Here is a 26,052-nt window from a genome sequence, read left to right on the forward strand (position 1 = left end):
CGCGCCGACGACGATGCAGTGGGGGTACCACCCACTTGCGGGGGACGAAGCGATGAGGAGGAGCGGCGCATAGTGCCCGGACCTAACCCGCAAGACGGGGCCAAAGACGGGGCTAAGGCAACCGCCGTCCCCCGTGAACCGGACGAAGCCGCGCTGGCCGCGATGTCCAACCAGGAGCTGCTCGCATTGGGCGGCAAGCTGGATGGTGTCCGGATCGCCTACAAAGAGCCCCGCTGGCCGGTCGAGGGCACCAAAGCCGAGAAGCGCGCCGAGCGTTCAGTGGCGGTGTGGCTTTTGCTAGGTGGCGTGTTCGGACTGGCGCTGTTGCTGATCTTCCTGTTCTGGCCGTGGGAGTTCAAGGCGGCGGATGGCGAAAGCGACTTCATCTACTCGCTGACTACCCCGCTCTACGGCCTGACTTTCGGATTGTCCATCCTGTCGATCGCCATCGGCGCCGTGTTGTATCAGAAAAGGTTTATTCCCGAAGAGATTTCAATCCAGGAACGTCACGATGGCGCTTCGCGGGAGATCGACCGCAAGACGGTGGTGGCGAACCTGACCGACGCGTTCGAGGGCTCGACGATCCGACGGCGCAAGCTGATCGGGCTGTCCTTCGGCGTGGGCATGGGTGCGTTCGGGCTAGGCACCTTGGTCGCGTTTGCTGGTGGCCTCATCAAGAACCCCTGGAAGCCGGTTGTCCCCACCGCCGAGGGCAAAAAGGCGGTGCTCTGGACGTCGGGTTGGACCCCCCGCTACCAGGGCGAGACGATCTATCTGGCGCGCGCCACCGGCACGGAGGACGGACCACCGTTCATCAAAATGCGCCCGGAGGATATGGACGCCGGTGGAATGGAGACCGTTTTTCCCTGGCGGGAGTCCGACGGCGACGGCACCACCGTCGAATCACACCATAAGCTGCAGGAAATCGCGATGGGTATCCGTAACCCGGTGATGCTCATCCGGATCAAACCCAGTGACCTGGGCCGCGTGGTCAAGCGCAAGGGCCAGGAGAGTTTCAACTTCGGCGAATTCTTCGCGTTCACCAAGGTCTGCTCTCATTTGGGTTGCCCGTCATCGCTGTACGAGCAGCAGAGCTACCGAATCCTGTGCCCTTGTCACCAGTCGCAGTTCGACGCATTGCATTTCGCTAAGCCGATCTTCGGTCCAGCGGCCCGCGCCTTGGCGCAACTGCCGATCACGATCGACACGGACGGGTATCTGGTCGCCAACGGTGACTTTGTCGAGCCCGTCGGACCAGCATTCTGGGAGCGAACAACAACATGAGTCCGAAACTGAGTCCGCCGAACATTGGTGAGGTCCTGGCCCGCCAAGCCGAAGACATCGACACCCGGTATCACCCCTCGGCGGCGCTGCGTCGTCAGCTCAACAAGGTCTTCCCGACCCACTGGTCGTTCTTGCTCGGCGAGATCGCTCTGTACAGCTTCGTGGTCCTGCTGATCACCGGCGTGTATTTGACGCTGTTTTTCGATCCGTCCATGGTCGACGTCACCTACAACGGTGTCTATCAACCGCTGCGGGGCGTCGAGATGTCGCGTGCCTACCAGTCCGCGCTGGACATTTCCTTCGAGGTGCGCGGTGGCCTGTTCGTGCGCCAGATCCATCACTGGGCCGCTTTGATGTTCGCGGCGGCAATCATGGTGCACCTGGCACGCATCTTTTTCACCGGAGCGTTCCGGCGGCCCCGCGAGACCAACTGGGTGATCGGTTCGCTGTTGTTGATCCTGGCGATGTTCGAGGGCTATTTCGGCTACTCACTGCCTGACGACCTGCTGTCGGGACTCGGTCTGCGCGCGGCACTCTCGTCGATCACGCTGGGTATGCCGGTAATCGGGACCTGGCTGCACTGGGCGCTGTTTGGCGGTGACTTCCCCGGCACCATCTTGATCCCCAGGCTCTACGCCCTGCACATTTTACTGTTGCCGGGGATCATCTTGGCGCTGATCGGGCTGCATCTGGCGTTGGTGTGGTTCCAGAAGCACACCCAGTTCCCCGGCCCGGGCCGCACCGAGCACAACGTCGTCGGCGTGCGGGTGATGCCGGTGTTCGCGTTCAAGTCCGGCGCATTTTTCGCGGCTATCGTCGGTGTTCTGGGCCTGATGGGCGGCCTGCTGCAGATCAACCCGATCTGGAATCTGGGGCCCTACAAGCCATCACAGGTGTCGGCGGGCTCGCAGCCAGACTTCTACATGATGTGGACCGAGGGTCTGGCCCGGATCTGGCCGCCGTGGGAGTTCTACTTCTGGCATCACACCATTCCCGCCCCGGTCTGGGTCGCCGTGATCATGGGCCTGGTTTTCGTCCTGCTACCCGCCTACCCATTCCTGGAGAAGCGGTTTACCGGCGACTACGCGCATCACAACCTGTTGCAGCGGCCACGGGACGTTCCGGTGCGCACCGCGATCGGCGCCATGGCGATCGCCTTCTATATGGTGCTCACTCTCGCGGCGATGAACGACATCATCGCGTTGAAGTTCCATATTTCGCTGAATGCAACCACGTGGATTGGCCGCATCGGCATGGTGATTCTGCCGCCGTTCGTCTACTTCATCACATATCGGTGGTGTATCGGATTGCAGCGCAGCGATCGGTCGGTGCTCGAGCACGGCGTCGAGACCGGCATCATCAAGCGGCTGCCCCATGGCGCCTACATCGAGCTGCATCAGCCCCTCGGCCCGGTCGACGAGCATGGCCACCCGATACCGCTTCAGTATCAGGGAGCGCCGCTGCCCAAGCGAATGAACAAGCTGGGCTCGGCCGGATCGCCGGGTAGTGGCAGTTTTCTGTTCGCCGACTCCGCGGCAGAGGATGCGGCGCTGCGCGAGGCAGGGCACGCCGCCGAACAACGTGCCCTTGCCGCACTGCGCGAACACCAGGACAGCATCATGGGTTCGCCAGACGGCGAGCACTAGCCCGGCGACGACCCGGGTCGGCACGACCCGGGAAGGAACCGGGCAAATCAAGCACAGCCCGGCTAACTGGACTGGGGCGCCACCACCCGGCGCAGCTGCCGAGCGTATAGCCACTCGATCACCGGCATGCCCGCGGTGACCACCCCGGCCAACCCGTAGCTGATCCAAGATGGCCCGTCGTGACCGACCGCCATGAGGTAGGTCGCCGCCGCCACGGCAATCAACGCAATGCCAATCGCACTGGTCAACACGACTGTCCCGCGCAACCAGATCCGGTCCACCGCCTCACTGGACCACTCGGCGGCCACCTCGAATGCATCCGCGTGCTGTACGGGTGCCGACTCGGCCACAGCGCGTTTCGCCGGATGCCCGGATCCGATCGATCGCCCGCCCCGCACGGATGCACCCGTCGGCCTCGTCGCGGGCTCGGCCTCAGCCATGCGGCGAGCTCGCAACAGCACCGGTATCGCGCCCACGATGACCAGTGCGGAGACCACAATTACGGCGTACAGCACCCACGTGGTGTGCGGGTTTCCGGCCATCTCGTGGAAGCCCCTACCCAGGTCCATCAGGGCGACAGCGGCGGCCACCGACACGCCGGTGAACACCAGCCACACCGCGGCACATGCCCCAACCAGGATGCGATCGATGACGTCCGGCGAGATTACATCCGGCCCACGCCGGTATGCGGAATATCTGCTCACCATCAGCAGCTCGTTTGCGGTCCATCGTTGGAGTTCGATGAGAGCACCGTTCCGTCGCTCGTGGTGATCGAGCAGTTGAGTTTGCTGACCCGGAAAAGGCTGGAGGCCTCCACCGAGCCAACGTCGGATTGCGAGATCGGGGTGACCGTCATGGACCACGGGATGTACACATTGTGCTGTGTCCGTCGGCGCCCGGCGGCATCGACGTAAGTCACCGAGATAATGTCACCCGGCGCCTTGGTACCGGTCACCGAATAGGTGACTTGCCGCGGACCGGTCGGCGTGGTGGTCGTGGGCGGCGGTGCCGCCGCCGTTGTGGTGGTCGCCGGCGGCGGCGCCGTGGTTGTCGCCGGTGGGGGCGGTGGTGGCGGCGTCACAGTGACCGTCTGTGTCTCCGTCGCTGTCGGGATCTCGGTGGTGGGCGGTGGGGCTGGTGGCGGCGGTGGCGGCGCCGGCTTGGTGGTCGTGATTTCGTCCTGCACGGGCGGTGCAGAGGACGTAGTGTCGCCGGTGGCGAGTTTGCTGGTATGTGGTCGCGTGACGAGCAACGACACCGAAACCACGAGCGCAACGGCGGCAATTATGGCGGCGACACCGACCACCCACGGCCAGCGCGGAGCGGCCAGTTCGTCGTCCAGGTCGGACGACTCCTCATAGTCGTCGTAGTCATAGAGCCTGAGATCGGCTGGCACATACGGGCCGCCGGTGACGTGCTCGGATTCCGGAGCAGAGTATGCCCGAGAATATGCGTCGGTCTCGCCCGTCTGGTCACTGGGCAGTTTGTCGCCGCCCCCGGCGACGGGCGGCAAGTGGTTGCCGGAAGCCCGTTCGTCGCCCGTGTCGCTGACGGGTTCCGATTCGGGTTCGTCAGGTTCCCGTCCCGGGGGATTCGGCCCGCTCATGTTTGCCTACCCTGTCCAACTGCCTCACCAACACGCGTGGCTTTCCGCCTGCATCCTTGCCCGCGCGCTCGGCGCATTCTTCATTGGTGCCACGGAAACCCTACCCAACCGGGCAGGACCGAGAAGTCTGGGCAACCGTGCTACTGGTCAACTGATGCCCTGATTGTGACCTTCCCGGCGCCGGATCAGTGCTTCTCAGGACCGACGTAATATTCGAAGACCAATCCGGCCGCCGAGGCGAGGATGAATGCCACACCGGCGGCGATCAGCCACGGGAGCCACAACGCGATGCCGACCGCTGCCACCGAGCCGGACAACGCGACCATGATCGGCCACCAGCTATGCGGACTGAAGAATCCAAGTTCTCCTGCGCCGTCGCTGATTTCAGCGCCTTCGTAGTCCTCGGGCCGGGAATCTAACCGGCGGGCCACAAACCGGAAGAAGGTGGCGACGATCAACGCCATGCCGCCGGTAAGCGCCAGCGCAGTGGTGCCAGCCCACTCGACACCACCGGTGGCGAACATCGAGGTCAACACGCCGTACAGCACCGCCGTCACCACGAAGAACGCGGCGACAAACTCAAACAGTCGGGCTTCGATATGCATGAGCGTCCTAACCTACGGGCTGCGGGGCCAATTCACCGCGGCGAGTATCAAACGGGTGGGTGGTCACCGCAAGGGGCGGCTGGTTGATCGCCCGCAGGGCCTCGGCGTTTGTCTTCCCGTCGATGCGTTGCTGCAGGTAGGCCTTGAAATCGTTGGGGGTCACGACGCGGACCTCGAAGTTCATCATCGAGTGATACGTGCCACACATCTCGGCGCAGTGGCCCACGAATGCTCCGGTCTTGGTGATTTCTTCGATCTGGAAGACGTTGACCGAGTTGTTTGCCACCGGGTTAGGCATCACGTCACGCTTGAACAAGAACTCCGGCACCCAGAATGCGTGTATCACATCGGCTGAGGCCATTTGGAATTCGATACGCTTGCCGGACGGCAGCACCAGCACCGGAATTTCGGTGCTGGTGCCCAACGTCTCGACCTTGTCGAAATTCAGGTAGGTCCGGTCCTCGGTGTTGAGCCCGCGCACCGGCCCGACCAGCTCTTCGCCGTACTTGTCCTTGCCCTCTGGCTTGGAAACCATGGCGCGCTTGCGCTCCGGATCGGCACCATCATAGGTCAGTGTGCCGTCTTTGAAGTTCACCCTTTGATAGCCAAACTTCCAATTCCACTGGAAAGACGTGATATCAATCACGACCTCGGGATCCTTGGCTATCTGCAGCATCTTCTCCTGCACCACGACGGTGAAATAAAACAGCACCGAGATGATGAGGAACGGTATGACGGTGAGAACCAGCTCTAGCGGCATGTTGTAGCCGAACTGGCGGGGCAACTCAGTGTCGGTGTTCTTCTTCCGGTGAAATACCGCGGACCAGAAGATGAGACCCCACACGATTACCCCAACCGCCAGGGAGGCGATCACCGCCCCGATCCACAGTTCTCGATTGAGGTGTGCCTCCGGGGTAATGCCCTCCGGCCAACCGATGCCCAGGGCTTCCGACCAGCTGCATCCACTGACGGTGACGGCCAATGCCCCCAGCATTGCTGCGAGCGCCAGCTGTCGAAGACCACGGGCAGGCCCTCCGGAGCCGCGCTGAGGCCTGCACTGCGACAAGCGTTGCAAACGACCTGGCCCGCGAGGTGTCACTGTTGGCGCCTCCTGTATCACAAGCTGGGCCGACTGGGATAGCACCGGCTGCGGCGAGAACCATCGGCTAACTCAGACATCGAATACTACGCAGCGTAGACCACGCCGCCCGCGCGGGCGACGATGCGGGCCGAAACGGCCCGCTGAGGAGCCGCGCCATCAGCCCCGCGGGCGACTGCCTGGTCGTCGCGACCCGCCGGACGAGGCATCCACAAGAGTCGCCAAGTGGGGCATACTGGGGCGCCGTGTGTGGACTGCTGGCCTTCGTCGCGGCCCCGGCCGGTGCTGCGGGGCCCGAAGGTGCCGACGCTGCCAGCGCCATCGCCCGCGCATCGCATTTGATGCGCCACCGCGGGCCCGATGAATCGGGCACCTGGCACGCCGTCGATGGCGCCTCCGGAGGCGTCGTGTTCGGGTTCAACCGACTGTCCATCATCGACATCGCGCACTCGCATCAGCCGCTGCGGTGGGGGCCGCCGGAGGCTCCGGACCGCTACGTGCTGGTGTTCAACGGCGAGATCTACAACTACTTGGAGCTGCGTGACGAGCTGCGCACCCAGCACGGCGCTGTGTTCGCCACCGACGGCGACGGTGAGGCGATCCTCGCCGGCTATCACCACTGGGGCACCGAGGTGCTGCAGCGGTTGCGCGGCATGTTCGCATTCGCGCTGTGGGACACCGTCACCCGCGAATTGTTCTGCGCGCGAGATCCGTTCGGCATCAAGCCGTTGTTTATCGCCACCGGAGCCGGCGGCACGGCGGTGGCCAGTGAGAAGAAATGCCTGCTGGACCTCGTCGAGTTGGTGGGGTTCGACACCGAGATCGACCATCGGGCGTTGCAGCACTACACCGTCCTGCAGTACGTGCCGGAACCCGAGACACTGCACCGTGGGGTACGTCGGCTGGAATCAGGCTGCTTCGCCCGGATCCGTGCCGACCAGCTCGCGCCGGTGATCACCCGTTATTTCGTGCCGCGATTTGCGGCCAGTCCGATCACCAACGACAACGACCAGGCCCGCTATGACGAGATCACGGCAGTGCTTGAGGACTCGGTGGCCAAGCATATGCGCGCCGATGTCACCGTCGGCGCGTTTCTGTCCGGGGGTATCGACTCCACGGCCATCGCGGCGCTGGCCATCCGGCACAATCCGCGGCTGATCACCTTCACCACCGGTTTCGAGCGCGAGGGCTTCTCCGAGATCGACGTCGCGGTGGCTTCGGCAGAGGCCATCGGTGCCCGTCACATCGCCAAGGTGGTCAGCGCCGACGAGTTCGTCGCCGCCCTGCCCGAGATCGTCTGGTACCTCGACGAGCCGGTCGCTGACCCAGCGCTGGTACCGTTGTTCTTCGTCGCCCGCGAGGCCCGAAAGCACGTCAAAGTGGTGTTGTCGGGCGAAGGCGCCGACGAACTGTTCGGCGGCTACACAATCTATCGAGAACCGCTGTCGTTGAGGCCGTTTGACTACCTGCCCAAGCCACTGCGCCGGTCGATGGGAAAAGTTTCCAAGCCACTGCCGGAGGGCATGCGCGGCAAGAGTCTGCTGCACCGCGGATCGCTGACACTCGAAGAGCGCTACTACGGCAATGCCCGCAGTTTCTCCGGCGCGCAGCTGCGCGAAGTACTGCCCGGGTTCCGGCCGGACTGGACCCACACAGATGTCACGGCGCCGGTCTACGCCGAATCGGCCGGCTGGGATCCGGTGGCGCGAATGCAGCACATCGACCTGTTCACCTGGCTGCGCGGCGACATTCTGGTCAAGGCCGACAAGATAACGATGGCCAACTCCCTGGAGCTGCGGGTGCCGTTCCTGGACCCGGAGGTTTTCGCGGTGGCCTCCCGGTTGCCGGCGGGCGCCAAGATCACCCGTACCACCACCAAGTACGCGCTGCGGCGCGCGCTGGAGCCTATTGTGCCCGCACACGTGCTGCACCGGCCCAAGCTCGGGTTCCCGGTCCCGATCCGGCATTGGCTGCGTGCCGGCGAGCTGCTGGAGTGGGCGTATGCGACGGTGGGCTCGTCGCAGGCCGGTCACTTGGTTGACATCGCCGCCGTGTATCGCATGCTCGACGAGCACCGGTGCGGCAGCAGCGACCACAGCCGCCGGCTGTGGACCATGCTGATCTTTATGCTGTGGCACGCGATCTTCGTCGAGCACAGCGTGGTGCCCCAGATCAGCGAGCCGCAGTACCCCGTCCAGTTGTAACCGCCCCTTCGCGAGCAGACGCGGAATCGCATCGGCGGGGCCCACACGGTGCGATTCCGCGTCTGCTCGGCGGTGCCGCGGCTAGGCCAAGCCGCGGCTAGGCCAGCACGGCGACGATCTCGGCGGCCGCGTGCTCGCCGTAAGCACCAGCCAGCCTGCTGGCCGCGGCCTCGTAGTCCCACTGCCACTCCTGAGTTCCGGTCGACTCCAGCACCAGCACGGCAACCAGCGAGCCCAGCTGCGCCGAACGCTCCAGGCCTAGTCCGGCACTGCGGCCAGTCAGGAAACCGGCGCGGAACGCGTCGCCGACGCCGGTGGGGTCGGTCTGGCTGGTTTCGGGGACCACGCCGACGTGGATGGTGGTGCCGTCAGGTTCTACCAAATCGACACCCTTAGGACCCAATGTGGTCACCCGCAGGTCGATCTGCGCCATCACATCGGCCTCTGACCAGCCGGTCTTGGACAGCAGCAGATCCCATTCGTAGTCGTTGGTGAACAAGTAAGCAGCACCGTTGACGAGCCTGCGAATTTCCTCACCCGACAGCCTCGCCAGCTGCTGAGACGGATCGGCGGCGAAGGCCAGCCCCAGCTTGCGACACTCCTCGGTGTGCAAGAACATCGCCTCGGGGTCGTTGGCGCCGATGATCACCAACTCCGGCTTGCCGATGGCCGACACCACGTCGGCAAGCTTGATGTTACGTGCCTCCGACATAGCCCCGGGGTAGAACGATGCGATCTGGGCCATGTCGACATCGGTGGTACAGGTAAACCGCGCCGTGTGCGCGGTCTCGGAGATCAGAACGTGGTCGCAGTTGACACCGCGGGCTTTCAGCCAGTCGCGATAATCGGCGAAGTCGGCGCCTGCCGCCCCAACTAGCGCGACCTCGCCACCTAGCACACCGATGGCGAAGGCCATGTTTCCGGCCACGCCGCCGCGGTGCATCACCAAGTCATCGACTAGGAAGCTAAGCGACACCTTGTGCAGGTGTTCGGGCAGTAGCTGCTCGGAAAATCGGCCTGGAAACCGCATCAAATGGTCGGTCGCAATCGAACCGGTTACCGCGATCGTCACAAAATCTCCGTCCTTCGTTCCTAAGGTTGCCTAGTCTTTCAACATTATCGGCGCCGCGGCCCGCCCCGTCGCGTTGAGAGCTGACGGCAGCTGTTGCGCTAGCCTGCCTAGGGAGCTCACCTGATTGCCGATGCTGCCGGCTGACGCGACGGGCGGTTGTCGCCCTAGCAGCTGGTCCCGTCCACCACCCTAGGAGAACCACAATGCCCGGTCCCCACTCGCCGAACCCCGGTGTCGGCACCAACGGACCGGCGCCGTACCCCGAGCCCTCATCCCACGAACCCCAAGCCCTGGACTACCCCCACGACCTCGGCGCCGCCGAACCGGCCTTCGCCCCGGGACCGGCAGACGACGCGGCGCTGCCGCCCGCCGCATATCCCGGCGTGCCGCCGCAGGTGTCCTACCCGAAGCGACGGCACAAGCGGCTGCTGATCGGCATTGTGGTAGCCCTCGCGCTGGTGTCGGCTATGACGGCGGCGATCATATACGGGGTCCGCACCAACGGAGCCAACACGGCAGGCACATTCTCGGAGGGACCGGCCAAAACCGCGATTCAGGGATACCTCAACGCGCTGGAGAACCGCGATGTGGACACCATCGTTCGCAATGCGCTGTGCGGTATCCACGACGGCGTGCGCGACAAGCGCTCCGATCAGGCCTTGGCCAAGCTGAGCAGCGACGCGTTCCGCAAGCAGTTCTCCCAGGTCGAAGTGACCTCGATCGACAAAATCGTGTACTGGTCGCAATATCAGGCCCAGGTGCTGTTCACCATGCAGGTGACACCTGCCGCCGGCGGCCCGCCACGCGGTCAGGTGCAAGGCATCGCTCAGTTGCTTTTCCAGCGCGGTCAGGTCTTGGTGTGCTCGTACGTGTTGCGCACCGCGGGGTCGTACTAGCGTTTTATCAGTTGAACGAATCCCCGCACGCGCAGGAGCCGGTGGCGTTGGGATTGTCGATGGTGAAGCCTTGCTTCTCAATAGTGTCGACGAAATCGATCGACGCGCCTTCCACATACGGCGCGCTCATCCGGTCCACGATCAACCTGACACCACCGAACTCCGCGGTTTGGTCACCATCCAGCGTCCGGTCGTCGAAGAAAAGGTTATAGCGCAATCCAGCGCACCCCCCCGGCTGAACCGCGATCCGCAGCGCCAGATCGTCCCGTCCCTCCTGGTCCAACAGCGACTTCGCCTTGGCGGCGGCCGCTTCGGTCAGGATCACGCCGTGGGTCTTGGCGCTCGGCTCGTTCTGCACCGTCATGACTTCTCCTAGATGTCTCATCGTTGGGTGGGCCCCGCCCACTAGCGTTTCAGCCTGCGGAATCCAGTCTGGGGTCTGCTTGGGGAAAATCCCACTTCCTCAACGGTACCCTGAAGGACCGCTATTCCCGAGTCGCGCCGCTACCTGAGACGCCAAGCCCATGAGCTGATTGGCCGCATCGGCCAGCGCCAACCGCACCGAACCGGCGTACTCAGCGATGGACAATGCGGCCATAATGCCCGCCGACCGCAACGCGGACTTGTCCAGCGACACCTGGCCGGCCAACACTATCACCGGAATTGCGAGCGGGCGGGCCGCAGCCGCGATCGCACCAACCACCTTCCCGTGCAGGGATTGCTCGTCGAATCGGCCCTCACCGGTGACGATCAGCTCCGCATCGGCAAGGTCGTCGGCAAAATGCGTGTGCTCTGCGATGATTGCCGCACCCGACTGGTACCGGCCGCCAACCGCGAGCAGCCCAGCCCCGATACCACCGGCGGCGCCCGCGCCCGGCTCGGCGCTCACCCCGCGCCCGGCGGCCGCGTCCAGTTCAATCGCCCATGCCGCCAGACGGCCTTCCAACACTGCGACGGTGGCCATGTCCGCGCCCTTCTGCGGCGCGAACACCCTGGCCGTGCCCCATGGTCCCAGCAATGGGTATTCGACATCCGAGGCGGCGATCACCTCGACGTCGGCCAACTGTCGGCGGGCCGCGTCCAGGCCGCCAAGCTCGGCAATCATCCCCTTCCCCCCGTCGGTACATGCGCTGCCCCCCAACCCCACCACGATCCGAGCCGCCCCGGCCCGCAGTGCCGCGGCGATGAGCTGGCCGACGCCCTTGCTGTGGGCCGCCAGCGCGGTCTCGGGCGTGGGCGGGCCGCCAAGCAACCCCAGACCACAAGCCTGCGCACACTCCAAATACGCGGTTGCCGAGCCCGGATCGAACACCCACGCCGCGTTCACGACGGTGTTCAGTGGCCCGCAAACACGCAGCCGGCGGGTCTCTCCTAGCCGGCTGCCCAGCACCTCAACAAAACCCGGACCGCCATCGGATTGGGGGGCGACGATGAACGAATCGCCTGGTCGCGACCGCGTCCAGCCGGTCGCAATGGCCGCGGCGGCCTCCACCGCAGACAGGCTGTCGCCGTAGCAGTCCGGTGCCACCAACACCCGCATGGCGGGCAGCTGGAGTCGGCCTGGCCCCAAGCTACCGGTCGCGTCATCCGAGGCCTGCGAGCCTTTCATCACTGGCCAGAGTAGGTCTGCGCACCCACACGCGTACCTAAACGCACGCAAATTCCAACCGGGCCCCGCCGCGAAGTAGCCTGGCGACTGTGAAGCTGCTGGGCCACCGGAAGAGCCATGGACACCAAAGGGCCGACGCATCACCCGATGCCGGGTCGAAAGATGGTTGCCGGCCTGATTCCGGACGCACGTCCGGGTCGGACACATCGCGCGGGTCGCAAACCACCGGCCCCAAGGGCCGGCCCACGCCCAAGCGCAACCAATCCCGTCGCCACACCAAGAAGGGCCCGGTCGCACCGGCACCAATGACTGCGGCCCAGGCACGGGCCCGGCGCAAGTCGCTTGCCGGCCCCAAACTTAGCCGCGAGGAACGGAGAGCCGAAAAGGCCGCAAACCGGGCCCGGATGACGGAACGCCGGGAACGCATGATGGCCGGCGAAGAGGCCTACCTGCTCCCGCGCGACCGGGGCCCGGTACGCCGCTACGTGCGCGATGTGGTGGACTCCCGGCGCAACCTGCTCGGGCTGTTCATGCCCTCGGCGTTGACCCTGCTGTTCGTCATGTTTGCCGTGCCGCAGGTGCAGTTTTACTTGTCTCCGGCGATGTTGATACTGCTGGCCTTGATGACGATCGACGCGATCATCTTGGGTCGCAAAGTTGGCCGGCTGGTTGACACGAAGTTCCCGTCTAACACCGAAAGCCGGTGGAGGCTGGGTCTTTACGCCGCCGGCCGAGCTTCCCAGATACGCCGGTTGCGGGCGCCCCGACCCCAAGTCGAGCGCGGCGGCGATGTTGGCTAACGGACGCCGGAAGTCATCTCACCCGGTGTACACCCTAGTGCTCAGCGGGCGGACCGAACCGATCAAGCCGGCGAAAGGATGATCGGCTTCGCGCCGGTGTCGACGCCCGATGCGGCTGCCGAAGCAGCCGCCCGCGCCCGACAAGACAGCTTGACCAAGCCGCGGGGAGCGCTGGGCAGTCTCGAGGACCTGTCTGTCTGGGTCGCGTCGTGCCAGCAGCGCTGTCCGCCGCGGCAATTCGAGCGCGCCCGGGTGGTGGTGTTCGCCGGTGACCATGGTGTGGCCCGGTCCGGGGTGTCGGCGTACCCGCCGGAAGTCACCGCCCAGATGGTCGCCAACATCGACGCTGGCGGGGCGGCGATCAACGCGCTGGCCGATGTCGCGGGCGCGACCGTGCGGGTCGCGGACCTGGCCGTGGACGCGGACCCGCTGTCTGAGCGCATCGGCGCGCACAAGGTGCGCCGCGGCAGCGGCAATATCGCCACCGAGGACGCGTTGACCAACGACGAGACCGCCGCCGCGATCACAGCCGGCCAGCAGATCGCCGACGAAGAGGTTGATGCCGGCGCCGACTTGCTCATAGCCGGCGATATGGGAATCGGAAACACTACCGCGGCCGCGGTTCTTGTGGCGGCGCTGACCGATGCCGAGCCGGTCGCGGTGGTCGGGTTCGGGACCGGTATCGACGACGCCGGTTGGGCGCGTAAGACGGCCGCGGTGCGCGACGCCCTGTTTCGGGTGCGCCCAGTGTTGCCCGACCCGGTCGGGTTGCTGCGCTGCGCCGGCGGCGCTGACTTGGCCGCGATAGCTGGCTTCTGCGCGCAGGCCGCGGTCCGACGCACCCCGCTGCTGCTTGACGGGGTGGCGGTGACAGCCGCCGCCCTGGTCGCTGAGCGTCTTGCGCCCGGCGCTCACCGGTGGTGGCAGGCGGGTCATCGATCCAGCGAACCGGGCCACGGGCTGGCGCTGGCAGCCCTCGGGCTGGACCCGATCGTGGACCTTCACATGCGGCTGGGCGAGGGAACCGGCGCCGCGGTGGCGTTGATGGTGTTGCGCGCCGCGGTCGCGGCGCTGTCGTCGATGGCGACCTTCACCGAGGCCGGCGTGTCCACCCGGTCCGTCGACGGTGTCGACCGGACCGCACCCCCGGCAGTCTCACCGTGATGCGTTCGCTGGCAACAGCTTTCGCATTCGCAACGGTGATACCCACACCGGGCTCAGCGACCACCCCGATGGGCCGTGGCCCGATGACCGCGCTGCCGGTGGTGGGCGCGGCGCTGGGTGCACTGGCGGCGGCGATCGCATGGGCTGGCGCGCAAGTGTTCGGCCCGTCCAGCCCGCTGTCCGGCATGCTCACGGTGGCGGTACTGCTGGTCGTCACTCGAGGCCTGCACATCGATGGCGTTGCCGATACCGCTGACGGACTGGGCTGCTATGGGCCGCCGCAGCGTGCGCTTGCGGTGATGCGCGACGGGTCGACCGGACCGTTCGGGGTGGCGGCCGTGGTCTTGGTCATCGCCTTGCAGGGCCTGGCCTTCGCGACCCTCACCACGGTCGGGATCGCTGGGATCACGCTGGCGGTCTTATCCGGCCGGGTCACCGCCGTACTGGTCTGTCGCCGGTCGGTGCCGGCAGCCCACGGCAGCACCCTGGGCTCGCGGGTCGCCGGTACGCAACCCGCGCCGGTGGTGGCGGCCTGGCTCGCCGTCCTGCTCGCCGTTTCGGTGCCGGCCGGTCCCCGGCCTTGGCAAGGACCGATAGCGGTTCTGGTAGCGGTGACGGCCGGCGCGGCCCTGGCGGCGCATTGCGTGCACCGGTTCGGCGGTGTCACCGGTGACGTGCTGGGCAGCGCGATCGAGCTGAGCACGACGGTCAGCGCCGTGACGCTTGCGGGCTTGGCCCGGCTTTAGCAGGCGGCGAGCGGGACGCTGCAGTAGACTCATGTCCGCCGTCCCTTCCAACACAGGGCTCCCCTCCGTGTCCCCAGATTAGGGGACATGAAATTCAACCGACGGTGTCCGATTGGCGGATCGTTTTGGCCGCGCGGCATATATAGCGTCGTTAATCATGCCCGCATCACGACTGGTCAGACAAGTGTCTGCGCCACGGAACCTGTTCGGGCGGCTGGTTGCCCAGGGGGGCTTCTACACGGCCGGGCTGCAGTTGGGCAGCGGTGCGGTGGTACTGCCGGTCATCTGCGCACATCAGGGCCTCACCTGGGCGGCTGGGCTGTTGTATCCGGCGTTCTGCATTGGCGCCATTCTGGGAAATTCGCTGTCGCCGCTGATTCTGCAGCGCGCCGGCCAGCTCCGGCACCTGCTGATGGCGGCGATATCGGCGACGGCGGCGGCGCTGGTTGTGTGCAACGCTGCGGTCCCCTGGACTGGCGTTGGCGTCGCCGCGGTTTTTTTGGCGACCACGGGGGCCGGTGGTGTCGTCACCGGAGTCTCCAGCGTCGCCTACACCGACATGATCTCCAGCATGTTGCCCGCGGTACGGCGGGGCGAGCTACTGCTCACCCAAGGTGCCGCGGGGTCGGTGCTGGCCACCGGCGTCACATTGGTGATTGTGCCGATGCTGGCCCATGGCAACGAGATGGCGCGCTATCACGATCTGCTGTGGCTGGGCGCCGCAGGTCTGGTTTGCTCCGGCATCGCGGCGCTGTTCGTCGGCCCGATGCGGTCTGTGTCCGTCACAACCGCCACCCGAATGCCACTGCGGGAAATCTATTGGATGGGCTTCGCGATCGCCCGCTCCCAGCCGTGGTTTCGCCGGTATATGACGACTTACCTGCTGTTCGTTCCGATCAGCCTGGGCACCACGTTCTTCAGCCTGCGCGCCGCCCAGTCCAACGGCAGTCTGCACGTGCTGGTGATCCTTTCCAGCATTGGATTGGTCGTCGGTTCGATGCTGTGGCGACAGATAAACCGCCTGTTCGGGGTGCGTGGCCTGCTGCTGGGCAGCGCACTGCTCAACGCCGCTGCTGCGCTGCTGTGCATGGTGGCCGAGTCGTGTGGGCAGTGGGTTCACGCCTGGGCGTACGGCACGGCGTTCCTGCTGGCTACGGTGGCCGCTCAAACGGTGGTCGCCGCATCGATATCGTGGATCAGCGTCCTCGCGCCCGAGCGGTACCGCGCCACCCTGATCTGCGTTGGGTCGACCTTGGCCGCCGTCGAAGCCACCGTGCTGGGAGTTGCGCTCGGCGGAATTGCCCAAAAGCATGCCACCATCTGGCCGGTTGTCGTCGTGCTGACACTGGCCGTAATCGCCGCGGTGGCGAGTCTGCGCGCACCGACACGAATCGGGGTGACGGCGGACACGAGCCCGCAAGCAGCGACCTTGCAAGCCTACCGCCCGGCCACTCCTAACCCCATCCATAGCGATGAACGTTCGACGCCGCCCGACCATCTCTCAGTCCGCCGCGGGCAGTTACGACACGTATGGGACAGTCGCCGGCCCGCGCCACCCCTGAACCGGCCAAGCTGTCGCCGCGCGGCCCGCCGTCCAGCGCCCGGCAAACCCGCTGCCGCACTACCCCAGCCGCGCCATCCAGCCGTGGGTGTCCGCGAAGGTGCCCCGCTGGATGCCGGTCAGCGTATCGCGTAGTGCCATGGTCACCTCACCCGGCTGACCGTCGGCGATTCTGAACTCGCTGGCACCGTGCCGCACCCGCGCGACCGGGGTGATGACAGCGGCGGTGCCGCACGCAAACACCTCGGTGATCTCGCCGGCGGCGGCTTTCTTCTGCCACTCGTCGATATCAATCCTGCGTTCCTCGACCGCGAATCCGGCATCAATAGCCAACTGCAACAACGAATCCCGTGTGATCCCGGGCAGCAGGGAACCGGACAGCTCCGGGGTGACCAGCCGCGCCGATCCGCCGCTGCCGAGCACGAAGAAGATGTTCATGCCACCCATCTCTTCGATATAGCGGCGTTCCACAGCGTCCAGCCACACCACCTGGTCGCATCCGTTCTCGGCGGCTTCGGCCTGCGCCAGCAACGAGGCGGCGTAGTTGCCGCCGAACTTGGCCGCACCGGTGCCGCCCGGACAGGCCCGTACATACTCCGTCGAAACCCAGACGCTGACAGGGGCGATGCCGCCCTTGAAGTACGCACCGGCCGGCGAGGCGATCAACAGGTAACGGTATTGGGTGGCAGGCCGCACGCCCAGTCCCGGCTCGGTGGCGAAGATGAACGGCCGCAGATACAGCGCCTCCTCACCGCCGGCACCGGGCACCCAAGCTTTGTCGACAGCGATTAGCTGGCGCAGGGATTCGATGAACACCGCGTCGGGCAGTTCGGGAATCGCCAACCGCCGCGCCGACGAACGCAACCTGGCGGCGTTGGCGTCGGCGCGAAACGACACGATGGACCCGTCGGCCCAGCGGTAGGCTTTGAGCCCTTCGAACACCTCCTGCGCATAGTGCAGCACGATCGCCGAGGGATCCAGCTCGATCGGGCCATAAGGGATTACCCGCGCGTTGTGCCAACCACGGCCCTCGGCATAGTCGATCGACACCATATGGTCGGTGTGGTATTTGCCGAAACCCGGCTCCCGCAGCATCGATTCACGCTGCGCGTCGGTGGCCGGATTGACCGCACGTAACACCGTGAATTGAAGGGAGCCGCTGGTCATGGGCCGATTCTATCCGTGGGCGAACGGTTATTGACGGCCCGGAGGCCACTCCGCTGCCACCAAGTGGTGACTCAGCGCGTTTTCACGGCAACGAACGGCGGACACACCACTTGACATTCGACAGCACGGCCGCGGACGTCGACATTGATTTGCTGGCCGTCTTCGATGCCGGCATCACTGTCGATCAGCGCCAGCCCGATGCCGACCTGCAACGTGGGAGAAAACGTTCCCGACGTGGTGACCCCAACCGTCTCATCCCCGACAAGCACAGCCAGCCCGGGGCGCAGCACACCGCGACCGACCATGCGCAGCCCCCGCAGCAGCCGCCGCGGCCCGGCCGCTTTCTCGGCCAACAACGCCGCACGACCAAAGAAGGCGTCCTTCCGCCAGCCGACCGCCCAGCCGCATCGGGCCTGCAGCGGCGAGATGTCCAGCGAAAGCTCGTGCCCGTGCAGCGGATAGCCCATTTCAGTGCGCAGTGTGTCGCGAGCACCGAGGCCGGCGGGCTCGCCGCCCGCGGCTGATACCGCCGCCAACAGTGCGTCGAACACCACACCCGCCGACTCCCATGGCGGCAGCAGTTCGTAACCGTGCTCACCGGTGTAGCCGGTGCGACAGACACGCACCGGCACCCCCGAGTACGAAGCGTCGGCGTAGCCCATGTAGTCCATCTCGGTTGGCAGCCCCAACGCGGTGAGCACGTCGGTCGAACACGGCCCCTGTACGGCCAGCACCGCGTAGGACCGATGCAGATTGGTGATGCTCAGACCGCCCGGTGCGGCAGCTTGTAGCGCGCCGACCACCGCGGCGGTATTGGCGGCGTTGGGCACCAGAAAGATCTCGTCGTCGCTGACGTAGTAGGCGATCAGGTCGTCGATCACACCGCCGGATTCGGTGCAGCACAAGGTGTATTGCGCCTTGCCGGGCCCGATACGACCCAGGTCGTTGGTGAGCGCGGAGTTGACGAACTGCGCCGCACCCGGTCCACGGACCAGTGCCTTGCCCAGGTGGCTGACGTCGAAAAGGCCGACGGCGGTGCGGGTGGCGTTGTGCTCGCTGACGGTTCCGGCATACGAGACCGGCATCAGCCAGCCGCCGAACTCGGCGAAACTCGCACCCAGCTCGCGATGGCGGTCTTCCAGCGGTCCGTGTATCAGCTCTGGCACATCGCTCACGGCGTCCCACCCTAATGGGCGTCCCTGCTGGCACACTTAGGCAGGTGTACGATTCCTTGGACTTCGACGCCCTCGAGGCCGCCGGAATTGCCAACCCACGCGAGCGGGCCGGCTTGCTCACCTACCTGGATGAGCTTGGCTTCACGGTCGAAGAGATGGTGCAAGCCGAACGCCGCGGCCGGTTGTTCGGGCTGGCCGGTGACGTCCTGCTATGGTCCGGGCCCCCGATCTACACCCTGGCGACCGCGGCTGACGAACTGGGGTTGTCAGCCGACGACGTCGCACGCGCGTGGAGTTTGCTCGGCCTCACCGTCGCGGGTCCCGACGTTCCCACGCTGAGCCAGGCCGACGTCGACGCCCTGGCGACCTGGGTCGCACTGAAGGCGCTGGTGGGTGAGGACGGCGCATTCGGCCTGCTGCGAGTGCTCGGCACTGCCATGGCCCGACTCGCCGAGGCCGAGTCGACCATGATCCGCGCCGGGTCACCGAACATCCAAATGACGCACACCCACGACGAACTTGCCACGGCACGGGCCTATCGCGCGGCTGCGGAGTTCGTCCCCCGGATCGGTGCGCTGATCGACACCGTCCACCGTCACCACCTGGCCAGCGCACGAACCTACTTTGAAGGCGTCATTGGCGACACGTCGGCAAGCGTGACGTGCGGTATCGGCTTTGCGGATCTGTCCAGCTTCACCGCGTTGACCCAGGCGCTCACCCCCGCGCAGTTGCAGGACCTGCTCACCGAATTCGACGCCGCCGTCACCGACGTGGTGCATGCCGACGGTGGCCGGTTGGTGAAGTTCATCGGCGACGCCGTGATGTGGGTGAGCTCGTCGCCCGAACGACTGGTGCGGGCGGCGGTGGATCTCGTCGATCATCCGGGTGCGCGCGCGGCCGAACTGCAGGTCCGTGCCGGTCTTGCCTATGGCACGGTGCTGGCCCTTAACGGTGACTACTTCGGCAACCCGGTCAACCTGGCTGCGCGCCTGGTGGCGGCCGCAGCGCCAGGGCAGATCCTGGCCGCAGCGCAACTCCGCGACATGTTGCCAGACTGGCCTGCCCTCGCCCATGGCCCATTGACGCTCAAGGGGTTTGACGCCCCGGTGATGGCCTTCGAACTGCACGACAACCCTCGTGCGAGGGATGCTGACACGCCAAGCCCCGCCGCCAGTGATTAGGGTGGTTGCCCGTGACCACCGAACCGGGTTACCTATCCCCCTCCGTCGCCGTCGCGACCTCGATGCCGAAACGTGGTGTCGGCGCTGCGGTGTTGATCGTGCCGGTCGTCTCGACCGGCGAAGAGGATCGGCCCGGCGCGGTCGTTGCCTCGGCCGAGCCCTTCCTGCGCGCCGACACGGTTGCCGAAATCGAGGCGGGCCTGCGAGCGCTGGACGCCACCGGCGCCAGTGACCAGGTGCACCGGCTGGCGGTGCCGTCGTTGCCGGTGGGCAGCGTCCTGACGGTCGGCCTGGGCAAACCGCGGCGCGAATGGCCGGCCGATACCATCCGCTGCGCCGCCGGCGTGGCCGCGCGTGCGCTCAACAGTTCGGAGGCAGTGATCACCACGCTAGCCGAATTACCTGGCGACGGCATCTGCTCGGCCACCGTCGAGGGGCTGATCCTGGGCAGCTACCGATTCAGCGCCTTCCGCAGCGACAAGACCGCGCCCAAAGACGCCGGACTCCGCAAAATCACCGTGCTCTGCTGTGCAAAGGACGCCAAGAAGCGCGCGTTGCACGGTGCGGCCGTCGCGACCGCGGTGGCCACCGCCCGGGACTTGGTCAACACTCCCCCAAGCCACCTGTTTCCCGCCGAGTTCGCTAAGCGCGCAAAGACTTTGAGCGAATCTGTCGGCCTCGACGTGGAAGTTATCGACGAAAAGGCGCTGAAGAAGGCCGGCTATGGCGGGGTGATTGGTGTCGGCCAGGGCTCGTCGCGGCCGCCGCGACTGGTGCGGTTGATTCATCGGGGATCGCGGCTGGCCAAGAACCCCCAAAAGGCCAAGAAGGTGGCCTTGGTTGGCAAGGGGATCACCTTCGATACCGGCGGCATCTCGATCAAGCCGGCAGCGTCGATGCACCACATGACCTCGGACATGGGCGGAGCGGCCGCGGTGATCGCCACTGTCACGCTGGCTGCCCGGCTGCGACTGCCGATTGACGTGATCGCCACGGTGCCGATGGCCGAGAACATGCCGTCGGCGACGGCGCAGCGCCCGGGCGACGTGCTGACCCAATACGGTGGGACCACCGTCGAGGTGCTCAACACCGACGCGGAGGGCCGGTTGATCCTGGCCGACGCCATCGTCCGGGCATGTGAGGACAAGCCGGACTATCTGATCGAGACATCCACGTTGACCGGTGCGCAAACGGTGGCGCTGGGGACGCGCATACCGGGTGTGATGGGCAGCGACGAGTTCCGCGACCGGGTCGCCGCGATCTCGCAGCGGGTGGGCGAGAACGGCTGGCCGATGCCGCTGCCCGATGACCTCAAGGATGACTTGAAATCCACGGTGGCCGACCTGGCCAATGTGAGTGGCCAGCGTTTCGCAGGCATGCTGGTGGCCGGGGTTTTCCTGCGTGAGTTCGTCGCCGAATCGGTGGATTGGGCGCACATCGACGTGGCCGGCCCGGCCTACAACACCGGCAGCGCCTGGGGTTACACGCCCAAGGGCGCCACCGGTGTGCCCACCCGCACCATGTTCGCGGTGCTCGAGGACATCGCGAAGAACGGGTAGGCGGCCGCCCGGACCCAAAGCACTTCACGAGTAGCGGTTAGATCACCCGCAGCCGCGCGGTACTGCGCAGCGCCTGCGGCAGCACCCGGGAGATGCCGTATAGCGCATAGGCTTCCGGCGCGACCGGTCTGATCGGCTTCTTCTTCTTGACCGCGGACACGATCGCGTCGGCTACCTTGTCCGGCCCGTAGCTGCGCAGCGCAAACATCTTGTCGATCTGCCCCCGCCGGCCGTCGATCTTCTCCTCGTCGGTTCCGGGCGCGTGGAAACCGGTGGTAGCGACGATGTTGGTGTCAATGACACCGGGGCAGATGGTGGTCAGTCCGACACCGGCGGCATCGAGTTCGGCCCGCAAACAGTCGGAGAACATGTAGGTCGCCGCTTTGGAGGTGCAGTACGCGCTGAGCGACTGCAGCGGCGCATAGGCGGCCATCGACGACACGTTGACGATGTGCCCGCCAGTCCCCCGCTCGACCAGACGCTGCCCAAAAGCGCGGCAACCGTTCACCACGCCGCCCAGGTTGACGGCCAGCACCCGGTCGAACTGCTCAGCCGGGGTGTCCAGGAACCGACCCGCCTGGCCGATGCCGGCGTTGTTGACGACAATGTCGGGGACCCCGTGTTCGGCGCTGACCCGCTCGGCGAATGCCTCGACCGCCTCGGCGTCGGACACGTCGAGCACATAGGGGTACGCGATGCCACCACGTGCGGCGATCTCGGCGGCGGTGTCCTTGACGGTGGCCTCGTCGATGTCGCTGATAACGATCTCTGCACCCTCACGAGCAAAGGCGAGCGCGGTCTCGCGGCCGATTCCGCTGCCCGCCCCGGTAACCGACACCAGCGTGTCACCGAAGTACCCGCGGGGCCGTCCGACCTGGGCGCGTAACAGCGCGCGGCTCGGCTGCTTGCCGTCGGCCAGGTCGGCGAAGTCGTGCACGGCGGCCGCCATCACCTGCGGGTGCGACATCGGCGAAAAGTGACCAGCTTTGATGTCACGCCGCCAGAGCCGCGGCACCCAGCGCGCCGTCTGGTCGTATCCGTAGGGCCGCACGTAGGGGTCCTGGGAATTGACGATCAGCTGCACCGGCACATCAACTATCGGAATGGCCCGGCCGCGGCGGCTGCTGGAAAACGACCGAAAGTAGTTTGCGGGGTAAGTCTTGACCGAGTGGGCGGCATCACGGGCCAGCGTCTCCGAGTGATGAATCTGGTCGACGGGAATGTCGCCGACCATGTTGCGGCGGACGGCCGCACTCGACAGCGCAACCCGAAGCAGCAGCGGTGCGACCACCGGTACCGAGAACAAGGCCATGTAGCTCAACCGCAGTGTCTGGCTGATCGCCCGTAGAAAGGTTCGCGGACGCCAAGGCCGCCGCAGACCGCCATAAACGTAGTTGACCAGGTGGTCTTGACTGGGGCCGGACACCGACGTGAACGAGGCGACCCGATCACTGGCTCCGGGCCGGCGCAGGTACTCCCACACCCCCACCGAACCCCAGTCATGGGCCAGCACGTGCACCGGCTCACCGGGGCTCAGCTCGCCGATGACGGCGTCGAAATCGTCGGCGAAATGGGCCATGGTGTAGGCCGAAATGGGTTTGGGCACCGATGAGCGACCGACACCACGGTTGTCGTAGCGAACGATCCGGAACCGTTCGGCCAGCAGCGGAACGACACCGTCCCACAGCACGTGCGAGTCCGGAAAGCCATGCACCAGCACGACGGTCGGGCCGTCGGGATTGCCTTCGTGGTAGACCGCGATGCGAACGCCATCCGGGCTGTCGACCAGACGGGACATCTGTTGTGTTGCCGGCATCGCACCTCCGCCCACCGGGACTTGCTGTTGCAACCAGTCGCCCAAACCGTAGCAAGGACGGCCGACTGCACCGATGTCCCCGCCGAGGTGTCGGCAACGGCCGCCGGGGCCACCAACTCGCCGCGCCCTGGATGTGTGTCGCTCCGGGCGCAGTGACAGGATAGGTTTCGACATCCACCTGGGTTCCGCACCCGGTGCGCGACCGTGTGATAGGCCAGAGGTGGACCTGCGCCGACCGACGATCGATCGAGGAGTCAACAGAAATGGCCTTCTCCGTCCAGATGCCGGCACTCGGTGAGAGCGTCACCGAGGGGACGGTTACCCGCTGGCTCAAACAGGAAGGCGACACGGTCGAACTCGACGAGCCCCTCGTGGAGGTGTCGACCGACAAGGTCGACACCGAAATCCCCTCGCCGGCCGCGGGTGTGCTGACCAAGATCATCGCCCAGGAGGATGACACGGTCGAGGTCGGCGGCGAGCTCGCTGTCATTGGCGACGCCAAGGATGCCGGCGAGGCCGCGGCCCCGGCACCCGAGAAAGTCCCTGCGGCCCAACCCGAGTCCAAGCCGGCACCCGAACCACCACCGGTCCAACCGACGTCCGGAGCGCCTGCTGGTGGCGATGCCAAGCCGGTGCTGATGCCCGAGCTCGGCGAATCGGTGACCGAGGGGACCGTCATTCGTTGGCTGAAGAAGATCGGGGATTCGGTTCAGGTTGACGAGCCACTCGTGGAGGTGTCCACCGACAAGGTGGACACCGAGATCCCGTCCCCGGTGGCTGGGGTCTTGGTCAGTATCAGCGCCGACGAGGACGCCACGGTGCCCGTCGGCGGCGAGTTGGCCCGGATCGGTGTCGCTGCCGACATCGGCGCCGCGCCCGCCCCCAAGCCCGCACCCAAGCCCGTCCCCGAGCCAGCGCCGACGCCGAAGGCCGAACCCGCACCATCGCCGCCGGCGGCCCAGCCAGCCGGTGCGGCCGAGGGCGCACCGTACGTGACGCCGCTGGTGCGAAAGCTGGCGTCGGAAAACAACATCGACCTCGCCGGGGTGACCGGCACCGGAGTGGGTGGTCGCATCCGCAAACAGGATGTGCTGGCCGCGGCTGAGCAAAAGAAGCGGGCGAAAGCACCGGCGCCGGCCGCCCAGGCCGCCGCCGCGCCGGCCCCGAAAGCGCCGCCTGCCCCTGCGCCGGCGTTGGCACATCTACGGGGCACCACCCAGAAGGCCAGCCGGATTCGTCAGATCACCGCCAACAAGACCCGCGAATCTTTGCAGGCAACGGCACAGCTGACACAAACCCATGAGGTCGACATGACCAAGATCGTGGGGCTACGGGCCCGGGCCAAGGCGGCGTTCGCCGAGCGTGAGGGCGTGAACCTGACCTTCCTGCCGTTCTTCGCCAAGGCCGTGATCGATGCCCTCAAGATTCACCCGAACATCAACGCTAGCTACAACGAGGACACCAAGGAGATCACCTACTACGACGCCGAGCACCTAGGATTCGCTGTCGACACCGAGCAGGGCCTGCTCTCCCCGGTCATCCACGACGCCGGCGATCTGTCACTGGCCGGTCTGGCGCGGGCGATCGCCGATATCGCGGCCCGTGCCCGGTCGGGCAACCTGAAACCCGACGAGTTGTCCGGCGGCACCTTCACCATCACCAACATCGGTAGCCAGGGCGCGTTGTTCGACACCCCGATCCTGGTTCCGCCGCAGGCCGCCATGCTGGGCACCGGGGCGATCGTCAAGCGGCCGCGGGTGGTCGTCGATGCCAGCGGCAACGAGTCGATCGGGGTGCGCTCGGTCTGCTACCTCCCGTTGACCTATGACCATCGGCTCATCGACGGCGCCGACGCCGGACGTTTCCTCACCACGATCAAGCACCGCCTCGAAGAGGGAGCGTTCGAGGCCGATTTAGGACTGTGATGGCCAACGCCGTTGTCGCGATCGCGGGTTCGTCTGGCTTGATCGGCTCTGCCCTGACCGCGGCGCTGCGCGCGGCCGACCACACGGTGCTGCGGATCGTGCGCCGGGCACCTGCGAATTCCGAAGAACTGCACTGGAATCCCGAAAGCGGCGAATTCGATCCGCACGCGCTCACCGATGTCGACGCCGTGGTCAACCTCTGCGGCGTCAACATCGCCCAGCGTCGGTGGTCGGGGGCTTTCAAACAGAGCCTGCGCGACAGCCGGATCACACCCACCGAGGTGCTATCCGCCGCAGTCGCCGACGCCGGCGTCGCTACCTTGATCAACGCCAGCGCGGTGGGCTACTACGGAAACACCAAGGACCGGGTGGTCGACGAAAACGACTCGGCGGGAACAGGTTTTCTGGCCCAGCTGTGCGTTGACTGGGAAACCGCCACGCGGCCGGCGCAGCAGAGCGGTGCCCGCGTGGTGCTGGCCCGGACCGGAGTGGTGCTGTCTCCGGCGGGGGGCATGCTGCGACGCATGCGGCCACTGTTTTCGGTGGGCCTGGGCGCGCGGCTGGGCAGCGGCCGGCAATATATGTCATGGATCAGCCTGGAGGACGAGGTGCGGGCGCTGCAGTTCGCTATCGCGCAGCCCAACCTGTCCGGCCCGGTGAACTTGACCGGGCCGGCCCCCGTTACCAACGCCGAATTCACCACCGCGTTTGGCCGCGCCGTCAACCGCCCTACCCCGCTGATGTTGCCTAGCGTCGCGGTACGCGCGGCGTTTGGTGAGTTCGCCGACGAGGGGTTGCTCATTGGTCAGCGCGCCATCCCCTCCGCGCTGGAGCGAGCCGGATTTCAGTTCCACCACAACACCATTGGCGAGGCGCTCGGCTACGCCACCACCCGGCCCGGCTAGGCTTGACCCCGTCTGCCCAGCCGTGCGCTGGC

The 26,052-nt window shown here is 66.1% G+C and carries 22 protein-coding genes and 1 pseudogene; 13 read left to right on the top strand and 10 right to left on the bottom strand.

Translation table 11 applies throughout. From position 1 onward, the window contains the following. From FF952_RS20800 to qcrB, 3 genes and pseudogenes are all read left to right on the top strand, one after another. Positions 1–72, top strand: a pseudogene (locus FF952_RS20800) (16S rRNA (guanine(966)-N(2))-methyltransferase RsmD); the annotation flags it as partial. Next, a complete protein-coding gene (gene qcrA / locus FF952_RS11615; protein WP_501591868.1) occupies positions 70–1,284 on the top strand; it encodes a cytochrome bc1 complex Rieske iron-sulfur subunit in 1,215 nt (404 codons plus the stop codon). The pseudogene FF952_RS20800 and the gene qcrA, both read left to right, overlap by 3 nt. Continuing rightward, complete coding sequence (gene qcrB / locus FF952_RS11620) at positions 1,281–2,930, top strand: cytochrome bc1 complex cytochrome b subunit (protein ID WP_003899212.1); 1,650 nt, start codon at positions 1,281–1,283, stop codon at positions 2,928–2,930. The genes qcrA and qcrB overlap by 4 nt, the downstream gene beginning before the upstream one ends. A 62-nt stretch (positions 2,931–2,992) precedes the next feature. Here qcrB and FF952_RS11625 read toward each other — a convergent pair whose 3' ends face one another. The 4 genes from FF952_RS11625 to ctaC all read right to left on the bottom strand — a co-directional run bounded on the left by FF952_RS11625 (position 2,993) and on the right by ctaC (position 6,240). After that, positions 2,993–3,637 carry a DUF2561 family protein gene (locus FF952_RS11625; protein WP_003899213.1) on the bottom strand — a complete coding sequence of 215 codons (645 nt, stop codon included), beginning with the start codon at positions 3,635–3,637 and terminating at the stop codon, positions 2,993–2,995. Then, positions 3,637–4,536, bottom strand: a complete 900-nt coding sequence (locus FF952_RS11630) for an MmpS family transport accessory protein (RefSeq protein ID WP_003411405.1) — start codon at positions 4,534–4,536, stop codon at positions 3,637–3,639. The genes FF952_RS11625 and FF952_RS11630 overlap by 1 nt, the downstream gene beginning before the upstream one ends. A gap of 185 nt (positions 4,537–4,721) precedes the next feature. Beyond that, the gene (locus tag FF952_RS11635) at positions 4,722–5,141 is read right to left on the bottom strand and encodes a cytochrome c oxidase subunit 4 (RefSeq protein WP_003411408.1); all 420 of its coding nucleotides are present in this window, start codon (positions 5,139–5,141) and stop codon (positions 4,722–4,724) included. A 7-nt stretch (positions 5,142–5,148) separates the two neighbouring features. After that, positions 5,149–6,240: an aa3-type cytochrome oxidase subunit II gene (gene ctaC / locus FF952_RS11640; RefSeq protein WP_003899214.1), complete on the bottom strand. Its 1,092-nt coding sequence runs from the start codon at positions 6,238–6,240 to the stop codon at positions 5,149–5,151. Positions 6,241–6,485: 245 nt separating this feature from the next. On the opposite strand from ctaC, the gene asnB reads away from it, so the two are divergent. Continuing rightward, positions 6,486–8,444, top strand: coding sequence for an asparagine synthase (glutamine-hydrolyzing) (gene asnB, locus FF952_RS11645; protein WP_003411413.1), 1,959 nt, complete (start codon positions 6,486–6,488; stop codon positions 8,442–8,444). Positions 8,445–8,541: 97 nt separating this feature from the next. Here the strand turns inward: asnB and FF952_RS11650 are convergent, their stop codons facing one another. Beyond that, positions 8,542–9,516, bottom strand: coding sequence for a carbohydrate kinase family protein (locus FF952_RS11650; RefSeq protein ID WP_003411414.1), 975 nt, complete (start codon positions 9,514–9,516; stop codon positions 8,542–8,544). A gap of 203 nt (positions 9,517–9,719) precedes the next feature. On the opposite strand from FF952_RS11650, the gene FF952_RS11655 reads away from it, so the two are divergent. Then, positions 9,720–10,412 carry an Rv0361 family membrane protein gene (locus FF952_RS11655; RefSeq protein WP_003411415.1) on the top strand — a complete coding sequence of 231 codons (693 nt, stop codon included), beginning with the start codon at positions 9,720–9,722 and terminating at the stop codon, positions 10,410–10,412. A 7-nt stretch (positions 10,413–10,419) separates the two neighbouring features. Here the strand turns inward: FF952_RS11655 and FF952_RS11660 are convergent, their stop codons facing one another. Together FF952_RS11660 and FF952_RS11665 are read right to left on the bottom strand one after the other, a co-directional pair. Further along, entirely contained in the window at positions 10,420–10,776 is a 357-nt protein-coding gene (locus FF952_RS11660) for a HesB/IscA family protein (protein WP_003411418.1), read from the bottom strand. 99 nt (positions 10,777–10,875) lie between these two features. Further along, positions 10,876–11,952 (bottom strand): glycerate kinase family protein, encoded by a 1,077-nt coding sequence (locus tag FF952_RS11665; protein WP_003411420.1) that lies wholly within the window; start codon positions 11,950–11,952, stop codon positions 10,876–10,878. Positions 11,953–12,110: 158 nt separating this feature from the next. Here FF952_RS11665 and FF952_RS11670 point away from each other — a divergent pair, with 158 nt between their 5' ends. The 4 genes from FF952_RS11670 (at position 12,111) to FF952_RS11685 (ending at position 16,427) form a co-directional block, all read left to right on the top strand. Beyond that, a complete protein-coding gene (locus FF952_RS11670) occupies positions 12,111–12,821 on the top strand; it encodes a DUF3043 domain-containing protein (protein WP_003411425.1) in 711 nt (236 codons plus the stop codon). A 78-nt stretch (positions 12,822–12,899) separates the two neighbouring features. After that, positions 12,900–13,985 (top strand): nicotinate-nucleotide--dimethylbenzimidazole phosphoribosyltransferase, encoded by a 1,086-nt coding sequence (gene cobT, locus FF952_RS11675; RefSeq protein WP_003411429.1) that lies wholly within the window; start codon positions 12,900–12,902, stop codon positions 13,983–13,985. Then, complete coding sequence (locus tag FF952_RS11680; RefSeq protein ID WP_003411433.1) at positions 13,982–14,731, top strand: adenosylcobinamide-GDP ribazoletransferase; 750 nt, start codon at positions 13,982–13,984, stop codon at positions 14,729–14,731. The genes cobT and FF952_RS11680 overlap by 4 nt, the downstream gene beginning before the upstream one ends. Positions 14,732–14,888: 157 nt before the next feature. Further along, positions 14,889–16,427, top strand: coding sequence for a hypothetical protein (locus FF952_RS11685; RefSeq protein WP_003899218.1), 1,539 nt, complete (start codon positions 14,889–14,891; stop codon positions 16,425–16,427). On the opposite strand, the gene FF952_RS11690 is transcribed toward FF952_RS11685, so the two are convergent. After that, complete coding sequence (locus FF952_RS11690; protein ID WP_003411438.1) at positions 16,353–17,459, bottom strand: branched-chain amino acid aminotransferase; 1,107 nt, start codon at positions 17,457–17,459, stop codon at positions 16,353–16,355. The genes FF952_RS11685 and FF952_RS11690 overlap by 75 nt on opposite strands. A 71-nt stretch (positions 17,460–17,530) precedes the next feature. After that, complete coding sequence (gcvT, locus tag FF952_RS11695; RefSeq protein WP_003899219.1) at positions 17,531–18,634, bottom strand: glycine cleavage system aminomethyltransferase GcvT; 1,104 nt, start codon at positions 18,632–18,634, stop codon at positions 17,531–17,533. Positions 18,635–18,678: 44 nt separating this feature from the next. Here gcvT and FF952_RS11700 point away from each other — a divergent pair, with 44 nt between their 5' ends. Both FF952_RS11700 and FF952_RS11705 read left to right on the top strand, forming a co-directional pair. Further along, positions 18,679–19,815: an adenylyl cyclase gene (locus FF952_RS11700; protein WP_003411442.1), complete on the top strand. Its 1,137-nt coding sequence runs from the start codon at positions 18,679–18,681 to the stop codon at positions 19,813–19,815. Between the two features lie 11 nt (positions 19,816–19,826). Then, positions 19,827–21,374: a leucyl aminopeptidase gene (locus FF952_RS11705; protein ID WP_003899220.1), complete on the top strand. Its 1,548-nt coding sequence runs from the start codon at positions 19,827–19,829 to the stop codon at positions 21,372–21,374. A gap of 37 nt (positions 21,375–21,411) precedes the next feature. Here the strand turns inward: FF952_RS11705 and FF952_RS11710 are convergent, their stop codons facing one another. Continuing rightward, a complete protein-coding gene (locus FF952_RS11710) occupies positions 21,412–23,190 on the bottom strand; it encodes an SDR family oxidoreductase (RefSeq protein ID WP_003411445.1) in 1,779 nt (592 codons plus the stop codon). Positions 23,191–23,453: 263 nt separating this feature from the next. Here FF952_RS11710 and sucB point away from each other — a divergent pair, with 263 nt between their 5' ends. Next, positions 23,454–25,115 (top strand): 2-oxoglutarate dehydrogenase, E2 component, dihydrolipoamide succinyltransferase, encoded by a 1,662-nt coding sequence (gene sucB / locus FF952_RS11715; protein ID WP_003411450.1) that lies wholly within the window; start codon positions 23,454–23,456, stop codon positions 25,113–25,115. Next, on the top strand, positions 25,115–26,020 hold the full coding sequence (locus tag FF952_RS11720) for a TIGR01777 family oxidoreductase (RefSeq protein WP_003411454.1): 906 nt from the start codon (positions 25,115–25,117) through the stop codon (positions 26,018–26,020). The genes sucB and FF952_RS11720 overlap by 1 nt, the downstream gene beginning before the upstream one ends. Positions 26,021–26,052 lie beyond the last annotated feature (32 nt).

Origin of the sequence: Mycobacterium tuberculosis complex sp. N0072, assembly GCF_030323725.1 — a bacterium.
Taxonomy (GTDB): domain Bacteria; phylum Actinomycetota; class Actinomycetes; order Mycobacteriales; family Mycobacteriaceae; genus Mycobacterium; species Mycobacterium tuberculosis.